Annotated in this window: 17 protein-coding genes; 10 read left to right on the top strand and 7 right to left on the bottom strand. The window is 69.4% G+C overall.

Features of this window, described 5'->3' with window-relative positions:
- The first annotated feature begins 6 nt into the window (after positions 1 to 6).
- Together radA and disA are read left to right on the top strand one after the other, a co-directional pair.
- On the top strand, positions 7 to 1,416 hold the full coding sequence (radA, locus tag ACWD4O_RS24910) for a DNA repair protein RadA (RefSeq protein ID WP_450950922.1): 1,410 nt from the start codon (positions 7 to 9) through the stop codon (positions 1,414 to 1,416).
- Positions 1,417 to 1,496: 80 nt separating this feature from the next.
- Positions 1,497 to 2,621, top strand: a complete 1,125-nt coding sequence (gene disA, locus ACWD4O_RS24915) for a DNA integrity scanning diadenylate cyclase DisA (RefSeq protein WP_351916010.1) — start codon at positions 1,497 to 1,499, stop codon at positions 2,619 to 2,621.
- Between the two features lie 67 nt (positions 2,622 to 2,688).
- On the opposite strand, the gene ACWD4O_RS24920 is transcribed toward disA, so the two are convergent.
- Positions 2,689 to 3,510 (bottom strand): hypothetical protein, encoded by an 822-nt coding sequence (locus tag ACWD4O_RS24920; protein WP_451282977.1) that lies wholly within the window; start codon positions 3,508 to 3,510, stop codon positions 2,689 to 2,691.
- 294 nt (positions 3,511 to 3,804) lie between these two features.
- Here ACWD4O_RS24920 and ACWD4O_RS24925 point away from each other — a divergent pair, with 294 nt between their 5' ends.
- From ACWD4O_RS24925 to cseC, 5 genes are all read left to right on the top strand, one after another.
- Entirely contained in the window at positions 3,805 to 4,743 is a 939-nt protein-coding gene (locus tag ACWD4O_RS24925) for an A/G-specific adenine glycosylase (RefSeq protein ID WP_451282979.1), read from the top strand.
- Positions 4,744 to 5,093: 350 nt separating this feature from the next.
- Positions 5,094 to 5,636 carry a SigE family RNA polymerase sigma factor gene (locus ACWD4O_RS24930; protein WP_358802712.1) on the top strand — a complete coding sequence of 181 codons (543 nt, stop codon included), beginning with the start codon at positions 5,094 to 5,096 and terminating at the stop codon, positions 5,634 to 5,636.
- The gene (locus ACWD4O_RS24935; protein ID WP_451282981.1) at positions 5,621 to 6,277 is read left to right on the top strand and encodes a hypothetical protein; all 657 of its coding nucleotides are present in this window, start codon (positions 5,621 to 5,623) and stop codon (positions 6,275 to 6,277) included. Before ACWD4O_RS24930 ends, ACWD4O_RS24935 begins: the two co-directional genes overlap by 16 nt.
- A gap of 319 nt (positions 6,278 to 6,596) precedes the next feature.
- Positions 6,597 to 7,298 (top strand): two-component system response regulator CseB, encoded by a 702-nt coding sequence (cseB, locus tag ACWD4O_RS24940; protein ID WP_451282983.1) that lies wholly within the window; start codon positions 6,597 to 6,599, stop codon positions 7,296 to 7,298.
- Between the two features lie 40 nt (positions 7,299 to 7,338).
- On the top strand, positions 7,339 to 8,673 hold the full coding sequence (cseC, locus tag ACWD4O_RS24945; RefSeq protein ID WP_451282985.1) for a two-component system sensor histidine kinase CseC: 1,335 nt from the start codon (positions 7,339 to 7,341) through the stop codon (positions 8,671 to 8,673).
- An 875-nt stretch (positions 8,674 to 9,548) separates the two neighbouring features.
- Here cseC and ACWD4O_RS24950 read toward each other — a convergent pair.
- Positions 9,549 to 11,129 carry an MDR family MFS transporter gene (locus tag ACWD4O_RS24950; protein ID WP_451282987.1) on the bottom strand — a complete coding sequence of 527 codons (1,581 nt, stop codon included), beginning with the start codon at positions 11,127 to 11,129 and terminating at the stop codon, positions 9,549 to 9,551.
- A gap of 168 nt (positions 11,130 to 11,297) precedes the next feature.
- Between ACWD4O_RS24950 and ACWD4O_RS24955 the strand changes: the two genes are divergently transcribed.
- On the top strand, positions 11,298 to 11,885 hold the full coding sequence (locus ACWD4O_RS24955) for a TetR/AcrR family transcriptional regulator (protein WP_451282989.1): 588 nt from the start codon (positions 11,298 to 11,300) through the stop codon (positions 11,883 to 11,885).
- 11 nt (positions 11,886 to 11,896) lie between these two features.
- Here the strand turns inward: ACWD4O_RS24955 and ACWD4O_RS24960 are convergent, their stop codons facing one another.
- On the bottom strand, positions 11,897 to 12,481 hold the full coding sequence (locus ACWD4O_RS24960) for a M23 family metallopeptidase (protein ID WP_451282991.1): 585 nt from the start codon (positions 12,479 to 12,481) through the stop codon (positions 11,897 to 11,899).
- A gap of 515 nt (positions 12,482 to 12,996) precedes the next feature.
- Here ACWD4O_RS24960 and ACWD4O_RS24965 point away from each other — a divergent pair.
- Positions 12,997 to 13,641 carry an HAD family acid phosphatase gene (locus tag ACWD4O_RS24965; RefSeq protein ID WP_451282993.1) on the top strand — a complete coding sequence of 215 codons (645 nt, stop codon included), beginning with the start codon at positions 12,997 to 12,999 and terminating at the stop codon, positions 13,639 to 13,641.
- Between the two features lie 94 nt (positions 13,642 to 13,735).
- Here ACWD4O_RS24965 and ACWD4O_RS24970 read toward each other — a convergent pair whose 3' ends face one another.
- On the bottom strand, positions 13,736 to 16,261 hold the full coding sequence (locus tag ACWD4O_RS24970) for an ATP-dependent Clp protease ATP-binding subunit (RefSeq protein ID WP_351916032.1): 2,526 nt from the start codon (positions 16,259 to 16,261) through the stop codon (positions 13,736 to 13,738).
- 430 nt (positions 16,262 to 16,691) lie between these two features.
- On the opposite strand from ACWD4O_RS24970, the gene ACWD4O_RS24975 reads away from it, so the two are divergent.
- Positions 16,692 to 17,351: an SCO3374 family protein gene (locus ACWD4O_RS24975; RefSeq protein WP_451282996.1), complete on the top strand. Its 660-nt coding sequence runs from the start codon at positions 16,692 to 16,694 to the stop codon at positions 17,349 to 17,351.
- Here the strand turns inward: ACWD4O_RS24975 and ACWD4O_RS24980 are convergent.
- The 3 genes from ACWD4O_RS24980 to ACWD4O_RS24990 form a co-directional block, all read right to left on the bottom strand.
- Complete coding sequence (locus ACWD4O_RS24980; RefSeq protein ID WP_451282998.1) at positions 17,330 to 17,665, bottom strand: histone-like nucleoid-structuring protein Lsr2; 336 nt, start codon at positions 17,663 to 17,665, stop codon at positions 17,330 to 17,332. The genes ACWD4O_RS24975 and ACWD4O_RS24980 overlap by 22 nt on opposite strands.
- A 226-nt stretch (positions 17,666 to 17,891) precedes the next feature.
- Positions 17,892 to 18,449, bottom strand: a complete 558-nt coding sequence (locus ACWD4O_RS24985) for an amino-acid N-acetyltransferase (protein WP_451283000.1) — start codon at positions 18,447 to 18,449, stop codon at positions 17,892 to 17,894.
- A 9-nt stretch (positions 18,450 to 18,458) separates the two neighbouring features.
- Positions 18,459 to 18,893, bottom strand: a complete 435-nt coding sequence (locus ACWD4O_RS24990; RefSeq protein WP_451283002.1) for a BlaI/MecI/CopY family transcriptional regulator — start codon at positions 18,891 to 18,893, stop codon at positions 18,459 to 18,461.
- Positions 18,894 to 18,968 lie beyond the last annotated feature (75 nt).

An 18,968-nucleotide genomic window follows, 5' to 3' on the forward strand; every position in this document is an offset into this window, starting at 1 on the left:
TTCCCCATGGCCACCCGTACGAAGACCGCCAAGGACCGCCCGTCCTACCGCTGCACGGAATGCGGCTGGCAGACGGCCAAGTGGCTCGGCCGCTGCCCCGAGTGCCAGGCCTGGGGGACGGTCGAGGAGTACGGCGCGCCCGCGGTCCGCACGACGGCGCCGGGCCGCGTCACCACCTCCGCCGTGCCCATCGGCCAGGTCGACGGGCGGCAGGCCACCGCCCGCCCCACCGGCGTGCCCGAGCTGGACCGCGTCCTGGGCGGCGGGCTCGTCCCCGGCGCGGTCGTGCTCCTGGCCGGGGAGCCGGGCGTCGGCAAGTCGACCCTGCTGCTGGACGTGGCGGCCAAGTCGGCGAGTGACGAACACCGCACGCTCTATGTCACGGGCGAGGAGTCGGCGTCCCAGGTCCGGCTGCGCGCCGACCGGATCCGCGCCATCGACGACAACCTGTACCTGGCTGCGGAGACGGATCTGGCGGCCGTCCTCGGTCACTTGGACGCGGTGAAGCCGTCCCTGCTGATCGTGGACTCCGTGCAGACGGTGGCCTCCCCCGAGATCGACGGCGCGCCGGGCGGCATGGCCCAGGTCCGCGAGGTCGCCGGCGCGCTGATCCGCGCCTCCAAGGAACGCGGCATGTCCACGCTCCTGGTGGGCCATGTCACAAAGGACGGCGCGATCGCCGGCCCCCGCCTCCTCGAACACCTGGTGGACGTCGTCCTGTCGTTCGAGGGCGACCGGCACGCGCGCCTGCGCCTGGTGCGGGGCGTGAAGAACCGCTACGGCGCCACCGACGAGGTCGGCTGCTTCGAACTGCACGACGAGGGCATCACGGGCCTGGCCGACCCCAGCGGGCTCTTCCTGACCCGTCGTGACGAACCGGTCCCGGGCACCTGTCTGACGGTCACCCTGGAGGGCCGTCGCCCGCTGGTCGCCGAGGTGCAGGCCCTCACCGTCGACTCCCAGATCCCCTCGCCCCGCCGTACGACGTCCGGCCTGGAGACCTCCCGCGTCTCGATGATGCTGGCCGTTCTGGAGCAGCGCGGGCGGATCAGCGCGCTGGGCAAGCGGGACATCTACTCGGCGACGGTCGGCGGAGTGAAGCTCTCGGAGCCCGCCGCGGACCTGGCGATCGCCCTCGCGCTGGCCTCCGCCGCGAGCGACACCCCGCTGCCCAAGAACCTCGTCGCGATCGGCGAAGTCGGCCTCGCGGGCGAGGTCAGACGGGTCACGGGCGTCCAGCGCAGGCTCGCCGAGGCCCACCGTCTGGGCTTCACCCACGCGCTCGTACCGGGCGATCCCGGCAAGATCCCCGCGGGCATGAAGGTCCTGGAAGTCGCGGACATGGGGGACGCCCTGCGGGTCCTGCCGCGTTCCCGTCGCCGAGACGCCCCACGGGAGACGGAGGACCGCCGGTAGACTTTGCCCTGGTCTCGCCCGTCCGTGCGAAACGAGTACGCGAAACGGGGACGCCCAGACCCTGTGACCGGAGGAGTGCAGTGGCAGCCAACGACCGGGCTTCGGCTCCCGGAAAGTCCGGTGGGAGTTCCGGTGCCGACGGCCTGATGCGCGCCGCGCTGAGCGCGGTGGCTCCCGGCACGGCCCTGCGCGACGGCCTGGAGCGCATCCTGCGCGGCAACACCGGCGGACTCATCGTGCTGGGCTCCGACAAGACGGTCGAGGCGATGTGCACGGGCGGGTTCGTCCTGGACGTGGAGTTCGCGGCCACGCGTCTGCGCGAGCTGTGCAAGCTCGACGGCGGCATCGTGGTCTCCTCCGATCTGTCGAAGATCCTCCGGGCCGGCGTCCAGCTGGTGCCTGACCCCACGATCCCCACGGAGGAGACGGGCACCCGGCACCGTACGGCGGACCGGGTCAGCAAGCAGGTCGGCTACCCGGTCGTCTCGGTCTCCCAGTCCATGCGTCTGATCGCCCTGTACGTCGACGGACAGCGCCGCGTCCTGGAGGACTCCGCGGCGATCCTGTCCCGCGCGAACCAGGCGCTGGCCACCCTGGAGCGCTACAAGCTCCGGCTGGACGAGGTCGCGGGAACGTTGTCAGCGCTGGAGATCGAGGACCTGGTGACGGTCCGGGACGTCTCCGCGGTGGCCCAGCGCCTGGAGATGGTGCGCCGCATCGCCACCGAAATCGCCGAATACGTGGTCGAACTGGGCACGGACGGTCGACTGCTCGCCCTCCAGCTCGACGAGTTGATCGCCGGCGTGGAGCCGGAGCGCGAGCTGGTGGTCCGGGACTACGTCCCCGAGCCCACGGCCAAGCGGTCCCGCACGGTCGACGAGGCGCTGTACGAGCTGAACGCGCTCACCCACGCCGAACTTCTCGAACTGTCCACGGTGGCTCGCGCGTTGGGCTACACCGGCTCCCCCGAGGCCCTCGACACGGCGGTCTCCCCGCGCGGCTTCCGGCTCCTGGCGAAGGTGCCTCGTCTCCCCGGCGCCATCATCGACCGCCTCGTCGAGCACTTCGGCGGCCTCCAGAAGCTCCTCGCCGCGAGCGTCGACGACCTCCAGACGGTGGAGGGCGTGGGCGAGGCGCGGGCCCGGAGCGTCCGCGAGGGCCTTTCCCGGCTCGCCGAGTCGTCGATCCTGGAGCGGTACGTCTAGACGGACGCGTCAGTCGTCCGTACGGACGCGCCAGTCGCCCTTCAAGACGCTCGCTGTCTTCAACGCCCTAGTCGTCCTTCAGCACGAAGGACGACTGCGCCTTTGCAAACCCCGGGGCCTTCGCCTCGACCAGGTACGTGCCCGCGCCGGCCGCGCCCGCCGGAGGGGTCGCACACTCCGGCGCACTCGGCTTGCGGTCCCACTTCACGAGGTACGTGATGCTGTCCCCGGCCGGCACCCGGTACAGCATGCTCCCGGTCACCTTGGGGCAGTCCGCGGACGACCAGTAGTCGTCTTCGCCGCTCGCCTGGGTGATCGTCAACACCGCGTTCTTCGGCCCGAGATCGACCTTGCAGTCGCTGGTCGAACTGTTCTTCGCGGTCAGTTGGAAGGTGGGGGTCTCGTCCGGCGAGTAGTCGTTGCGAACGCTGCTCAGGGTCAACGTCACCACGCTGGCGGTGCAGTTGGGCAGTGTCGTCCCGGCCGGAAGCGTCGTCCCGGTACCGCTGCCGCCGCCACTGCCGCTGCCGTTGGCGCCGTCGTCGGTGCTGCCGGAGTCCGTCGAGCCGCCGTCCGAGCCACCGGAGCCGCTGCCGTCGCCCGAGCCCGACCCGGAGCCGGACCCGCTGGTCGAGCCTTCGCTCGACTCGTCGCGCCCGCCCGGGTTTTGGCTGATCGCGGGCCCGGAGCCGGTCGGTCCCGGCGTGATCGAGGACGCGGGATTCTTGCCGTTGCCCCCGTTCGCGCTGTTCTTGCCGCCGCCTCCGCCCGAGGTCACCACCCACAGGATCAGCAGCGCCAACAGGGCGAACACGGACAGCAGTACGACCCTCCGTCGCCAGTAGATGGAGGAGGGGAGCGGACCGACCGGATTGCGCAGAGATCCCACGGCGCAAACTGTACGAGAGATCGACGCGTTCGCTGGCCCCACCCGCCGCCACAAGGACAACTTTTCCGGATCATCATTCCGGAAACCACCTCTTCCGTACTCGACTTCGGCCCGCGCGGTCGCCGCCCGGTCATTGCTCGGTCGCCGTTCGTTGGCCATCGCACCCGTTGCAGCTCTGGCCATGACCGCGGCACGCACGCGTGAAGCGGCCCTCGGCACGGATCCGGCACCGATACGCGGTCGAGTGGCGCTACGCGCGCGTGCCCCGGTGCGCATGGCAGGATCGGAAGGGCCATGACTGCGCCCACGAAGCCCCCGCACAGCAGCCCCGCCCGCGCCGACGCCGTCGCCGAGGCCCCCGGAGCGGACCTGCACTCCCCGGTGATCGACTGGTTCGACGACCACGCCCGTGATCTGCCCTGGCGGCACCCGGAGGCCGGCGCGTGGGGGGTGATGGTCAGCGAGTTCATGCTCCAGCAGACGCCGGTCAGCCGCGTCCTGCCGGTCTACGAGCAGTGGCTCGCCCGCTGGCCGCGCCCCGCCGACCTGGCCGCGGAGGCCCCCGGCGAGGCCGTACGCGCGTGGGGGCGGCTGGGCTACCCGCGCCGCGCCCTGCGGCTGCACGGCGCCGCGGCGGCGATAACGGAACGGCACGGCGGCGACGTGCCGTCGGACCACGGACAGCTCCTCGCACTGCCCGGGATCGGCGAGTACACGGCCGCGGCCGTCGCCTCCTTCGCGTACGGCCAGCGGCACGCCGTCCTGGACACCAACGTCCGCCGCGTCTTCGCACGCGCCGTCACGGGCGTGCAGTACCCGCCGAACGCCACCACGGCCGCCGAGCGCAAGCTGGCCCGCGCCCTGCTGCCGGACGACGAGCCGACCGCCGCGCGCTGGGCCGCCGCGTCCATGGAGCTCGGGGCGCTCGTCTGCACGGCCAAGAACGAGACGTGCGTGCGCTGCCCGATCGCTGCGCAGTGCGCCTGGCGGCTCGCGGGCAAGCCGGCGCACGACGGCCCGCCGCGCCGCGGCCAGACGTACGCCGGCACCGACCGGCAGGTCAGGGGCAAGCTGCTCGCCGTTCTGCGGGACGCGCACACGCCCGTGCCGCAGGCGGCCCTCGACCGCGTCTGGCACGAACCGGTGCAACGCGCGCGTGCGCTGGACGGGCTCGTCGCGGACGGACTGGTGGAGCCGCTGCCGGGCGGGCTGTACCGCCTGCCGTTGACCTGACGCACGGCCCGTGCGGCGGCCTCGGACACGGACGCCGGCACGGACCTGACGCACGGTCATTTCACAGACACACGGCTTCGTCACGGTCGCCGCCGGGCTTGTGTCACGCCCGGCGGCCGTACAAATCGGCCCATAGGCAGGCCATTCGGCCGACTTCTTTACCCCGAACCCATTTCCGTTACACAACCGACGGACAGCTGAGCGCTGGCCGCAGGCTGCTTCGCACAGCCCCGTGACAACACCTCCGTAGCTTCATTTGCGTACCCGGCAGAGAGACGCGGGCTACAGACCACAGGGCAGTGAACCGACGGCGACCGTCCGTCGGAACGGGGAATCGGAGGCGGTTGACCATGGCGCAGGGCGACGTGCTCGAGTTCGAGGAATACGTCCGCACGCGGCAGGACGCGCTGCTGCGGAGCGCCCGCCGGCTGGTCCCGGACCCGGTCGACGCGCAGGACCTCCTGCAGACCGCGCTGGCCCGGACGTACGGTCGCTGGGACGGGATCGCGGACAAGCGGCTCGCCGACGCCTACCTGCGCCGAGTCATGATCAATACGCGGACCGAGTGGTGGCGGGCCCGCAAGCTCGAGGAAGTGCCGACCGAGCAGCTCCCGGACGCCTGTGTGGACGACTCCACCGAGCAGCACGCGGACCGCGCCCTGTTGATGGACGCGATGAAGGTCCTGGCACCGAAGCAGCGCAGTGTCGTGGTGCTGCGACACTGGGAGCAGATGTCCACGGAGGAGACGGCCGCCGCCCTCGGCATGTCGGCCGGAACGGTCAAGAGCACGCTGCACCGGGCGCTCGCCCGGCTCCGCGAGGAGCTGGAAGCCCGCGATCTGGACGCACGCGCGCTGGAGCGTGAGGAGCGGGAGCGTTGCGCGGCGGCCTGACAGAGGCCGGGCCCACACCGGCCCGAGGCACCATCCAGGCGGCGATCACGGCGATGTCCGTGCTCGCCGCCCTCGCCCTTTTCGTCTCCGCCTGCGCCACCGGCGGCACCGGCGCCCGTGACGAAGGCCCGGCCCACTCCGACGCGGTGGCGGGCACGACGGCCTCGCCGACGGCCGCCCCGACCACCCTCCCCGACCGGACGAACGCGGTCCAGCTCATCAAGGACGACCCCGAGGTCTCGGCGGAGGTCAAGCGCGAGCTGACGCCCTGCGTCGGCGACGAGTACCCGGTCGACGTCGCCTACGGGGACCTCACCGGCGGCTCCGGCCACGACCTCATCGTCAACGTGCTCACCTGCGGTGACGCCGTCGGAGTCGGCTCCTACGTCTACCGGGAGAACGGCGACGGCTACGTGAACGTGTTCCAGGCCGAGGAGCCCCCGGTCTACGCGGAGATAGACCGGGGCGACCTGGTGGTGAGCAAGCAGGTGTACGCGAAGGGCGACCCGGTCTCCAGCCCGTCCGGGGAGAACGTGATCACGTACCGCTGGACCTCGGGCCGCTTCGTCAAGCAGTTCAGCTGGCACAACGACTACAGCAGCGTCGGCGACGAGCCGACGCCGGTGCCGGAGACCGGCTGACCTGCCCAGACGTCCTCGCCCGAAAAAACTTCCCGCCGGCGTGAACCGATCGGGCCGCTCGTTCCGACCAATGGATGGACAGGCAAGACGGGCAAGGGCGGGCAAGGACGGGCAGGAGGGGATCGGGCGAACGAGCACGGACAGGGCGGGGTACGACGGGAACGCACGAGGAGAGGAAATGAACGCTCGCCGCGCTCCACGCGTCCACCCAGTGGGCGCCCTCGACAGCACACCGACAGAGGCCGGCCAGACGCCCGCCAGACTGACGACGTACACGCATACGTGAACGCATACGCATACGAGAACTGAGAGCACCGGGATGGCAGACCAGACCCACGTCCTGTTCGTCGAGGACGACGACGTCATCCGCGAGGCCACCCAGCTCGCCCTCGAGCGGGACGGCTTCGCGGTCACCGCGATGCCCGACGGCCTGTCGGGCCTGGAGGCGTTCCGCGCCGACCGCCCCGACATCGCGCTGCTGGACGTCATGGTGCCCGGCCTGGACGGCGTGAGCCTGTGCCGGCGCATCCGGGACGAGTCCACGGTGCCGGTGATCATGCTGTCGGCGCGCGCCGACTCCATCGACGTCGTCCTGGGCCTGGAGGCCGGCGCCGACGACTATGTGACGAAGCCGTTCGACGGCGCCGTACTGGTCGCCCGGATCCGCGCCGTCCTGCGCCGCTTCGGTCACGCGGGCGGCGGCGACCGCGCCGAGCTCGACGCCTCCGCCGCCGGTGGTGTGCTGACCTTCGGTGATCTGGAGGTCGACACGGAGGGCATGGAGGTGCGCCGGGCCGGGCAGCCGGTGGCGCTGACCCCGACCGAGATGCGGCTGCTGCTGGAGTTCTCCTCCGCTCCGGGCACGGTTCTCTCGCGCGACAAACTGTTGGAGCGGGTGTGGGACTACGGCTGGGGCGGTGACACCCGCGTCGTCGACGTCCATGTGCAGCGACTGCGGACGAAGATCGGCCAGGACCGCATCGAGACGGTCCGCGGCTTCGGCTACAAGTTGAAGGCCTGAGCGGGGCACGGGCAGGGGCGGGGACGGGAGTATGCGGGGGATGATCCGGCACCTGAGGCCGGCTCGCACGGAGCGCATCGGCATCCGTACGGGCCTGCGGTGGAAGCTGAGCGCGGCGATCGCGCTGGTCGGCGCGCTGGTGGCGATCGCGCTCAGCCTGGTCGTGCACAACGCCGCGCGCGTGTCCATGCTGGACAACGCACGCGACCTCGCCGACGAGCGCATCGTGATCGCCCAGCACAACTACGAGCTGTCGGGCCGGCCGAACTTCCCCAACATCAAGATCGACGACTCCAGGCTGCCGCCTGCCTTGCGGGAGAAGGTCCGGGAGGGCCGCCGGGCCACGTTCGTCTCCGACCGCCCGGGCGGTGACCCGGACATCTGGGCGGCCGTGCCGGTGAAGGACGGCCATGTGCTCTCCCTGCACACCCGATTCACCGACCGCAGCACGGACATCCTCAAGGATCTCGACCAGGCCCTGGTGATCGGCTCCATCGCCGCCGTCCTCGGCGGCAGCGCACTCGGCGTGCTCATCGGCGGGCAGCTCTCACGGCGACTGCGCAAGGCCGCGGCCGCGGCCAACCAGGTCGCCAAGGGCGAGTCGGAGGTCCGGGTACGGGATGCCATCGGCGGGGTCGTGCGCGACGAGACCGACGACCTGGCCAGCGCGGTGGACGCCATGGCGGACACGCTGCAGGAGCGGCTGGAGGCCGAGCGCCGGGTCACCGCCGACATCGCGCACGAGCTGCGCACCCCGGTGACGGGCCTGCTGACAGCCGCCGAACTGCTGCCGCCGGGCCGGCCGACAGAGCTGGTCCTGGACCGGGCGAAGGCCATGCGCACGCTGGTGGAGGACGTCCTGGAGGTGGCCCGTCTCGACGGGGCCTCGGAGCGCGCCGAACTGCAGGACATCATGCTGGGCGAGTTCGTGGCCCGGAGGGTGGCAGCCAAGGACCCGGACGTCGAGGTACGGGTGGTCCACGAGTCGATGGTCACGACCGACCCCCGTCGCCTGGAGCGCGTCCTGTTCAACCTGCTCGCCAACGCGGCTCGCCACGGCAAACCGCCGATCCAGGTCACCGTCGAGGGCCGGGTCATCCGGGTCCGCGACCACGGCCCCGGTTTCCCCGGGGACCTGCTCGCCGAGGGGCCGAGCCGCTTCCGCACCGGCAGCGCCGACCGCGCCGGGCACGGCCACGGGCTCGGCCTCACCATCGCGGCAGGGCAGGCCCGCGTCCTGGGCGCCCGGCTGACCTTCCGCAACGTACGCCCCGCTGGAGCCCCGGACCACATACCGGCCGAGGGCGCGGTCGCCGTCCTCTGGCTCCCCGAACACGCCCCGACCAACACGGGAAGCTACCCGATCAGACCTTGAGGCCGACCGGGCACGCGGGCGGGGGGGGCTGGGCCGGGCTGGACTTGTCGGGGGCGGGATCCGCTTGTCGGGGGCGGGATCCGAGAGGCTCTCGCCGGGGCGGGCCAGGCCTGGCCGGGGTGGGCCGGGGTGGGCCGGGGTGGGGCTTGCGGTAGCCGAGGTTGGGAATTGCAGGGCCGGGCGTGGGGCCAGCGGGACCGAGGGGGGCTTGCGGGCAAGGGGGGCTAGCGGGGCGAAGGAGTTGGGTGCCTGGCCCCGAGGGCCTGCCGGTGGCGTGCTGCCCCCTCCCTCCCCCGGGGGGAGGGGGGCCTGGCGGGGCCAGCGGCCGGTCCGTGGAAGCTCGCGGTTGCCTGTCGGGGCACTGCAGCAAGCCCTTGGGTATCTGCCGCCACTCTGTGCCGCCACTCCGTGGGAGGCGGCCTCCCGTGAGGGTTACGGCAGGCCATGGGCGACCGCGGCCGGACCCTGGAGGCTGGGCGGCGACCTTTCGGGGCACCGCGCATCGCAGATGCCTGCGCCCGCTCCCGTACAAGGGGCTGCCACCGTCCTTGGCGGTCATGGCGGGGCCGTCGTAGGGCGTGCGGCCGGGGCCCATTGAGGGCGCCATGCAACAGCCTGTGGCCCAGCCCCCTCCCGTCCCTCCCCTGCCCTCCCGTCCCTCCCCTGCCCTCCCGTCCCTCCCCTGCCCTCCCGTCCACCGCCCACCGGGCAGTCAGCAGTCAGCAGTCAGCAGTCAGCAGTCAGCAGCCGAACGGAGAAGGCCCCCCGGGGCGGACACCACCGGGAGGCCTTCGGTCACTGGGAGGGTCGGCAGGCAAGCGAACCGCACAGAGTGTGTGAAGTGCGCGAACTACGTGACGCCGGACCTGGCAAGGTCAGACCTCGACCATCGGCGACTGCACAGCGGCCGCACCGTCGGTCGGCTCGTCCGCCTTCTGCGGTCCCGCTCCCTTGAGCGGCACTTCCTTCACGAACACGGCCGCCACCAGCGCGACCACCGCCACCACGGCACCCAGCAGGAACGCCGAGTGCGTGCCGGACGACACCGCGTGCTGGTAGGCCTCCCGGGCCACTGCGGGCAGCTTGGCCAGGCTGGCCGCGTCCAACTGCGCGGACTGTTCGGTGATCTTCGAGCCGATCTCGCCGGCCCGCTCGGACATGACGTCCTGGACCCGGCTGTTGAACAGCGCGCCCATGATCGCGACGCCGAAGGAGGACCCGAGCGTACGGAACAGGGTGGTGGACGAGGATGCGACGCCCATGTCCTTCAGTTCGACGCTGTTCTGCGCGACCAGCATCGTGATCTGCATCAGGCAGCCCATGCCGAGGCCGACCACGGCCATGAACACACCGGAGGTGAGACGGCTGGTCCCGGTGTCCATCGTCGACAGCAGGTACAGGCCGATGACCATCAGGGCGCTGCCGACGACCGGGAAGACCTTGTACTTGCCGCTGTTCGTGGTCACCCGGCCGGCCACCATCGAGGTGACCAGCATCGCGCCGAGCATCGGCAGGAGCAGCAGACCGGAGTTGGTCGCCGAGGCGCCCTGCACCGACTGCTGGTACAGCGGCAGGAAGAGCGTCGCGCCGAACATCACGAAGCCGGTGATGAAGCCGATGATCGACATCAGGGTGAAGTTGCGGCTGCGGAAGATGTGCAGCGGCACGATCGGCTCGGTCGCCTTGGTCTGCCAGAACACGAACCCGATGAGCGAGGCGACGCCGATCCCGATGAGTTCCATGATCCGCGCGGACGTCCAGGCGTACTCCGTGCCGCCCCAGGTGGTGACGAGGACGATGGAGGTGATGCCGACGGTCAGCAGTACGGCGCCCAGGTAGTCGATCCGCGACTGCGACCGCTTCTTCGGCAGGTGCAGGACGGCGCTGATGAGCGCGAGCGACACCACGCCGAGCGGCAGGTTGATGTAGAAGGACCAGCGCCAGCCCCAGTTGTCGGTGATGGTGCCGCCGACCAGCGGGCCGCCGATCATCGCGAGCGCCATGACGCCGGCCATCATGCCCTGGTACTTGCCGCGCTCCCGCGGCGGGATCAGGTCGCCGATGATCGCCATGACGCCGACCATCAGGCCGCCCGCGCCGAGGCCCTGGATCGCGCGGAAGCCGATCAGTTCGCCCATGTTCTGGGCCATGCCGCTCAGCGCGGACCCGACCAGGAAGATCACGATCGACGTCATGAAGGCGCCCTTGCGCCCGTACATGTCGCCGAGCTTGCCCCAGATCGGGGTGGAGGCCGCGGTCGCGAGGGTGTACGCGGTCACGACCCACGAAAGGTGTTCGAGTCCGCCGAGTTCGCCGACGATCGTCGGCATCGCCGTGCCCACGATCATGTTGTCGAGCATCGCGAGCATCATCGTGATCATCAGCGCAAGCAGAACGACCCGCACGCTCTTGGGCTGCTTCTCCGCCCCGGTCTCGACTGTCTGTGTGTCCGCCATCTTCCCCACTCCCCTGGGCACAACCCCGACCGGCTACTTACTTGCCGCCCGGCTAGTTCACTACACTGGGGAAGGTAGACCTGCCACTAGCCGGTCGTCAAGTAAGTTTCTGGGGGCGAACTAGCCGGACGGCAAGTAAGTTTCCGCGGGAGCCCAAGGAGTACGAGGATGGACGTCACCATGGACGGCACCAAGCAGCAGCGGCGCGGCAACACCCGCCAGCGCATCCAGGACGTGGCACTCGAACTCTTCGCCGAACAGGGCTACGAGAAGACCTCGCTCCGCGAGATCGCGGAGCGCCTGGAGGTCACCAAGGCGGCCCTGTACTACCACTTCAAGACCAAGGAAGAGATCATCGTCGGGATCTTCACGGATCTCACGAAGCCGATCGAAGACCTGATCGAGTGGGGCAAGGGCCAGCCGCACACCCTGGAGACCAAGCTCGAGCTCGTACGGCGCTACAGCAAGGCCCTGTCCGAGGCGGCCCCGCTCTTCCGCTTCATGCAGGAGAACCAGGCGACGGTGCGGGAGCTCCAGATCGGCGACTCGTTCAAGGACCGTATGCGCAGCCTGCGCGACATCATCATCGATCCGGACGCCCCCCTGACCGACCAGGTGCGCTGCGTGAGCGCCATCTTCACGCTGCACGCCGGCATGTTCTTCCTGCAGGACCTCGAAGGCGACCCCGAGGACAAGCGTGCAGCCGTCCTCGAGGTCGCCATGGGGCTGGTGACGCAGGCGCACCAGGGCGCCTGATCACATCAGCGTCAGACCTTCACGCCCTTGGAGTGCAGGAACTTCACCGGGTCTATCGCCGAGCCGTAGTTCGCGGTCGTACGGATCTCGAAGTGCAGGTGCGGACCGCTGGAGTTGCCGGTGTTGCCGGACAGGGCGATCTTCTGACCCGTCTTGACGACCTGGCCGACCTTCACGTTGATGTGCGAGAGGTGGGCGTACTGCGAGTAGACGCCGTTCGCGTGCTTGATCACGATGGCGTTGCCGTAGGCCGGGCCGTCACCGGCGCCGTTGCCGCCGGCCTTGACGACGGTGCCGCCGTGCGCGGCCATGACCTTGGTACCGGTCGGTACGGCGAAGTCCTGACCGCTGTGGGTGGACTGCCACATGCCGCCGGCCTGGGCGAAGCTGGCGGACAGCGTGTACTTCTTCACCGGGTCGATCCAGGAAGCGGCGGAGACGGCCGTCTTGGCGGCGGCGGGCGCTGCAGCAGGGGCGGCGGCGGACGCCACTCCGGTTCCCAGCACGGCCGAGGCGCCCACTGCGGCGACCCCTACGGCCACGCGGGTGCGGAGCAGGGACGTACGGGAAGAACGGAACGTGACGCGCTTGAACATGAAGACCTCATGGGGACGGGGACAGAAGAAACCACCCGGCACGACCTCTGCCGCAGTGGCCATCCCTTGGTAACCCGCAGGCCCACAGACCCCCAAACGTGTGATGTACGACGGAAGCTAGTACTTCAGCACAAAACTTCCTATCTCTTGACAGCTCGCACTTTCCGGACACCTTCGACACCGATCCATGCCGGAGGCGGGAGCGGAGCCCGGGACCCCAGAGGGATTGTCCTTTTTATCCAGATTCGGCGTGCGACTATCCGGCTTAGTAGGGACCAAATCGCCTGTGCGGCTTGTCACCGGCCGCCCGCCTCAAGGGACTTCGGAATGTGACGGCGGCTACTCCCCCACCCCGCACGCCAGTTGTGACCCCGGTCACGATCACCTGCACAGGTCTGTGATGGGCCTCTCATCCGCATCTACCGTCCAGTAACCCGCTGGTTCCCCTCAGGCCACTCCGGTCGATCAGCATGCCCACGACACCCGCAGTGCATGGACGCGAGAGGACCCCACACATGACCCGAGGCACCTGGACGCGCCGCATAGCCATGACCGCCGTGGCGACCGCAGCCGTCACGGCGATGGCCGTCCCGGCCGGCGCCCAGGCCGCGACGGCCACCGGCACCTCCGCCGTCGCCACCGCGTCCACCGCAGCGGCCGCGGAGGACGTGGACTACGCGACCTGGCAGCAGGACTGCCAGGCCGTGATGGACCAGGCCCTGCCGGCGCTGAAGAAGCGCATCGCCGCCGCCAAGACCGGCGAGAAGCAGGCGATCGTCTTCGACATCGACAACACCACCCTGGAGACCGACTTCGGCTTCAGCTACCCCCAGCCGGCCAACAAGCCGGTCCTCGAGGTCGCCAAGTACGCCCAGGAGCACGGCGTCTCGCTGTTCTTCGTCACCGCCCGCCCGGGCATCATCGCCGGGGTGACCGACTACAACCTCAAGTACGTCGGCTACCAGGTCTCCGGCCTCTACGTGCGCGGCTTCCTCGACCTCTTCAAGGACGTCGCCGCCTACAAGACCGCCCAGCGCGTCAACATCGAGAACAAGGGCTACACGATCATCGCGAACATCGGCAACAGCGCCACCGACCTCTCGGGCGGCCACGCCGAGACGACGTACAAGCTGCCCGACTACGACGGCCAGCTGTCGTAACCGCGCGCGAGCATGACGAAGGGGCCGGTGCTGGAAAGCACCGGCCCCTTCTGTTCGGCCCTTGAGGCCGGTCGGCCCGAAAAGGCCCTGAGGCTTACGCCTCCTTGCTCAGGTTCGGCCCGGCACCGCCGGCCGCCTGCTCGATCGGCGGGACGTCGGGCAGCGCCGACTTCTCCTCACCGCGGAAGGTGAAGGTCTGGGTCTCGCCCTCGCCCTCGGTGCCGACGACCACGATGTGACCGGGACGCAGCTCGCCGAAGAGGATCTTCTCCGACAGCGTGTCCTCGATCTCGCGCTGGATCGTGCGACGCAGCGGACGCGCGCCCAGCACCGGGTCGTAGCCCTTCTTGGCCAGCAGCTCCTTGGCGGACTGGGAGAGCTCGATGCCCATGTCCCGGTCCTTCAGGCGCTCGTCCACCTTGCCGATCATCAGGTCGACGATCCGCAGGATGTCCGCCTGGGTCAGCTGCGGGAAGACCACCACGTCGTCGACGCGGTTGAGGAACTCGGGGCGGAAGTGCTGCTTGAGCTCGTCCGACACCTTGTTCTTCATGCGCTCGTAGTTGGTCTTCGAGTCGCCCGAGGCCGCGAAGCCCAGGTTGAAGCCCTTGGAGATGTCCCGGGTGCCGAGGTTGGTCGTCATGATGATGACCGTGTTCTTGAAGTCCACGACCCGGCCCTGGGAGTCGGTCAGGCGACCGTCCTCCAGGATCTGCAGCAGCGAGTTGAAGATGTCCGGGTGGGCCTTCTCGACCTCGTCGAAGAGGACGACGGAGAACGGCTTGCGGCGCACCTTCTCGGTCAGCTGACCGCCCTCTTCGTAGCCCACGTATCCGGGGGGCGAACCGAAGAGACGCGAGACGGTGTGCTTCTCGCTGAACTCCGACATGTCGAGGGAGATCAGCGCGTCCTCGTCACCGAAGAGGAACTCGGCGAGCGCCTTGGACAGCTCGGTCTTACCGACACCGGACGGGCCGGCGAAGATGAACGAGCCACCGGGACGCTTCGGGTCCTTCAGACCGGCACGCGTACGACGGATGGCCTTCGACAGCGCCTTGACGGCGTCGATCTGGCCGATGACGCGCTTGTGGAGCTCGTCCTCCATGCGCAGCAGACGCGAGGACTCCTCCTCGGTCAGCTTGAAGACCGGGATGCCGGTGGCGGTCGCGAGGACCTCGGCGATGAGCTCGCCGTCGACCTCGGCGACGACGTCCATGTCGCCGGCCTTCCACTCCTTCTCCCGCTTGGCCTTGGCGGCCAGGAGCTGCTTCTCCTTGTCGCGGAGGGAGGCGGCCTTCTCGAAGTCCTGCGAGTCGATCGCGGACTCCTTGTCGCGGCGGACGCCGGCGATCTTCTCGTCGAACTCGCGGAGGTCCGGCGGAGCCGTCATCCGACGGATGCGCATCCGGGAACCGGCCTCGTCGATCAGGTCGATCGCCTTGTCCGGCAGGAAGCGGTCCGAGATGTACCGGTCGGCCAGCGTCGCGGCCTGGACCAGCGCCTCGTCCGTGATGGAGACGCGGTGGTGGGCCTCGTACCGGTCACGCAGACCCTTGAGGATCTCGATCGTGTGCGGCAGGGACGGCTCGGCGACCTGGATGGGCTGGAAGCGGCGCTCGAGGGCCGCGTCCTTCTCCAGGTGCTTGCGGTACTCGTCCAGCGTGGTGGCGCCGATGGTCTGCAGCTCACCACGGGCCAGCATCGGCTTCAGGATCGAAGCGGCGTCGATGGCGCCCTCGGCGGCACCCGCACCGACCAGCGTGTGCAGCTCGTCGATGAACAGGATGATGTCGCCGCGGGTGCGGATCTCCTTGAGGACCTTCTTCAGGCGCTCCTCGAAGTCACCGCGGTAGCGGGAGCCGGCGACCAGCGCGCCGAGGTCCAGCGTGTAGAGGTGCTTGTCCTTGAGGGTCTCGGGCACCTCGCCCTTGACGATGGCCTGAGCGAGCCCCTCGACGACGGCGGTCTTGCCGACGCCGGGCTCACCGATCAGGACCGGGTTGTTCTTGGTGCGGCGGGACAGCACCTGCATGACCCGCTCGATCTCCTTCTCGCGCCCGATGACCGGGTCGAGCTTGGACTCACGAGCGGCCTGGGTGAGGTTCCGGCCGAACTGGTCGAGCACCAGGGACGTCGAGGGCGTGCCCTCGGCAGGGCCGCCCGCGGTGGCGGTCTCCTTGCCCTGGTAACCGGAGAGCAGCTGGATGACCTGCTGCCGCACCCGGTTGAGATCTGCGCCCAGCTTGACGAGGACCTGGGCGGCGACGCCCTCGCCCTCGCGGATCAGGCCGAGCAGGATGTGCTCCGTGCCGATGTAGTTGTGACCCAGCTGAAGGGCCTCCCGGAGCGACAGCTCCAGGACCTTCTTGGCACGGGGGGTGAAGGGGATGTGCCCGGACGGGGCCTGCTGCCCCTGCCCGATGATCTCCTCCACCTGCTGGCGGACCGCCTCGAGCGAAATCCCGAGGCTCTCAAGGGCCTTGGCGGCGACACCCTCACCCTCGTGGATCAGGCCCAGGAGGATGTGCTCGGTGCCGATGTAGTTGTGGTTGAGCATCCGGGCTTCTTCCTGAGCCAGGACGACAACCCGCCGCGCGCGGTCGGTGAACCTCTCGAACATCGTTAATCGCTCCTCAGAGCGGTCAGGCAGTGGGGGGAACTTCCCCTCCCTGTCCTTCCGCAGCTTAGTCCCGCAAGCGGGGACCGCTCATTCCAACTGCCGACACCGTCGATGGCCTCCTGACCCCGAACGCCGACATCTGCTCCAACCCGATGGTGCGAGACGATGTTCCCGCAGGCCAGGCAGTTACCCCAGTCGCCAGTACGCCGATGGCGAACGCGAGACGGCCTTTCCTGCGTGTCGCCCCCTCCCACTAGGGATGTCTTACCCGCCGTCACTGACACTCCATGCCGTGCGCACCGGTTCCCTCCGCTACGGGCGAACAACCTTGCGTCTCACGACATCCCCGCGCATGCCTTTTGTCGACACGCTGTGCGGTCGCGAGGCCACCCAGCGTAACTTGCGGGCCTTTTCGGCGGTTGCACTTGGCATGGTTGGCTCAGTCCCCCCGGCTGCCGGCTCGGCCGCCTCTGCGATCCTCACGCTTCCCCTCCCCCGACGGCCGCTCGACCCGGACGATCCGGCGGATCGGGCCGACCTGGTCCGCGGCTGGTACGAGAACGAACTGGGCTGGGCGACGGTGCCCGGGGAGCCGGTACGACTTTTGGTGGGCGAGCGCTTCGACGTCCTGGACGTACCGGTCGAGGCGGGCCTCGCGACGCTCCGGCGGCTCGCGCCGGGCTCTCCGGTGGCCGTACGGGGCGACCGGATGCGGCTGCTGGTGGCGGCGGGCTGCGCGGAGGAGGTGCCCGGGATCCTGCAGTGGCTGGAGTGGGGCGCGCTGCCGCTGGATCTGACGGCGATCGGCGCGGGCGCGCTCATCGAGGCGCCGTCGCCTCCCGCGCGAAACCCGGCCCGGGAGCCGGGCCGCGGTCCCGGGCCGAACCGCCCCGGACCGGTGCAGGGGGCCGCTGTATGGCTGCGGCCCCCCGTGGCAGGGTGCGAGGTCGAGGCCTCGCTGCCGACGATGTCGGCCTTGGGGGGCGGTGGGGGCGCCCCCGATCTCGTGCGACTGGTGGACACGTTGGCGACGCACTGTCATCGTGTCCGGCTGCGGCGCGCGTGCGCTCAGCCGTTGGCCTTCTCGTAGGCCTCGCGAATGGTCGCCGGAACGCGGCCACGGTCATTGACCTCGAAACCGTTCTCCTTGGCCCACGCGCGGATCTGAGCGGTGTCCTGGCTGCCGCCGGAAGCGACTCGGGCCTTTCCACGGCCACCCGAAGCACGGCCGCCGGTACGACGTCCGCCCTTCACGTAGGGCTCGAGAAGTCCACGCAGCTTGTCCGCATTGGTTGTCGTGAGATCGATCTCGTACGTCTTGCCGTCCAGCGCGAACGTCACGGTCTCGTCCGCCTCGCCGCCGTCGAGGTCGTCGACAAGAAGGACCTGAACCTTCTGTGCCACCGGATTTCCTTTCATCGAAAACGTGAGGGGCCGGGGGTCCGCGGCGTCCGCCGTTTAGCCGAGCCCTGTTATATGCAGTACTGCAGTACGTCGGAAAGCAAACCGCTTTTGCTGGGAAAACACAAACCCCCGGCAGAGACCGGCAGGCTGCCCCCGTCCGGAAACGTGCGCGTTTCGGACATAGGGAACCCGGGCAAGGCAGGTCGGTCGGAATGGACGTCGACGATCACAGATGCAGAAGCATCCGGCTGTTGCCCAAGGTGTTCGGTTTCACTCGTTCGAGTCCGAGGAACTCGGCGACGCCCTCGTCATAGGAACGCAGCAGCTCGGCGTAGACATCGGTGTCGACCGGCGTCTCACCGATCTCCACGAAGCCGTGCTTGCCGAAGAAGTCCACTTCGAAGGTCAGGCAGAAAACGCGGCGAACACCGAGCCAGCGTGCGGTGTGGAGCAACTTCTCCAACAACTGGTGACCGACGCCGGCGCCCTTCAGCCCGCGCTTCACCGCGAGAGTCCGGACTTCCGCCAGGTCTTCCCACATCACGTGCAGGGCGCCACAGCCGACCACCTCGGCGTTGTCGTCGCGTTCGGCGACCCAGAACTCCTGGATGTCCTCGTAAAGCGTCACCGTCGCTTTGTCGAGCAGGATGCCGCCGCGGACGTAGGCGTCAAGGAGACGGCGCACGGCGGGGACATCGCCGGTCCGGGCCCGCCGGACGGTGATGGCTTTAGCGGTGACTTCGGGGTTCTCGGGGTTCTCGGCGGAGGGACTCTCTGCGGACATGTGCGGACGCTATCGCCCGCCGCCCTCCGTTGCCGAGGCGGGGTTCTCCGCGCCACTGCCGCTACTGCCGGTACTCCCCGCACTCTCCGCACTCCCCTGAGTTGCGGGTTCGACAGTTTCCGGACCTTGGACGATGCGTACGGCGTCGCGCAGCGCGAGTCGCTGTTCCTCGCTCATCATCCCGAAGAAGGCGACGAGAGCGGCTGCGGGGTTGTCGCTCTGCGCCCAGGCGTCGTTCATCAGGGCGGCGGCGTAGGCGGCCCTGGTGGAGACCGCCTCATATCGATAGGCCCGGCCTTCGGCTTCACGACGCACCCAGCCCTTCTGATGGAGATTGTCCAAAACGGTCATCACCGTGGTGTACGCGATGGACCGTTCCTGCTGAAGGTCTTCCAGGACTTCTCGAACGGTGACCGGGCGGTTCCACTTCCACACCCGCGTCATGACCGAGTCTTCGAGTTCTCCCAATGGGCGAGGCACAGCTCAGAACAATAGTGGGAGATCTCGCCAATCGCGTGC

Source organism: Streptomyces sp. NPDC002623 (genome assembly GCF_053592635.1).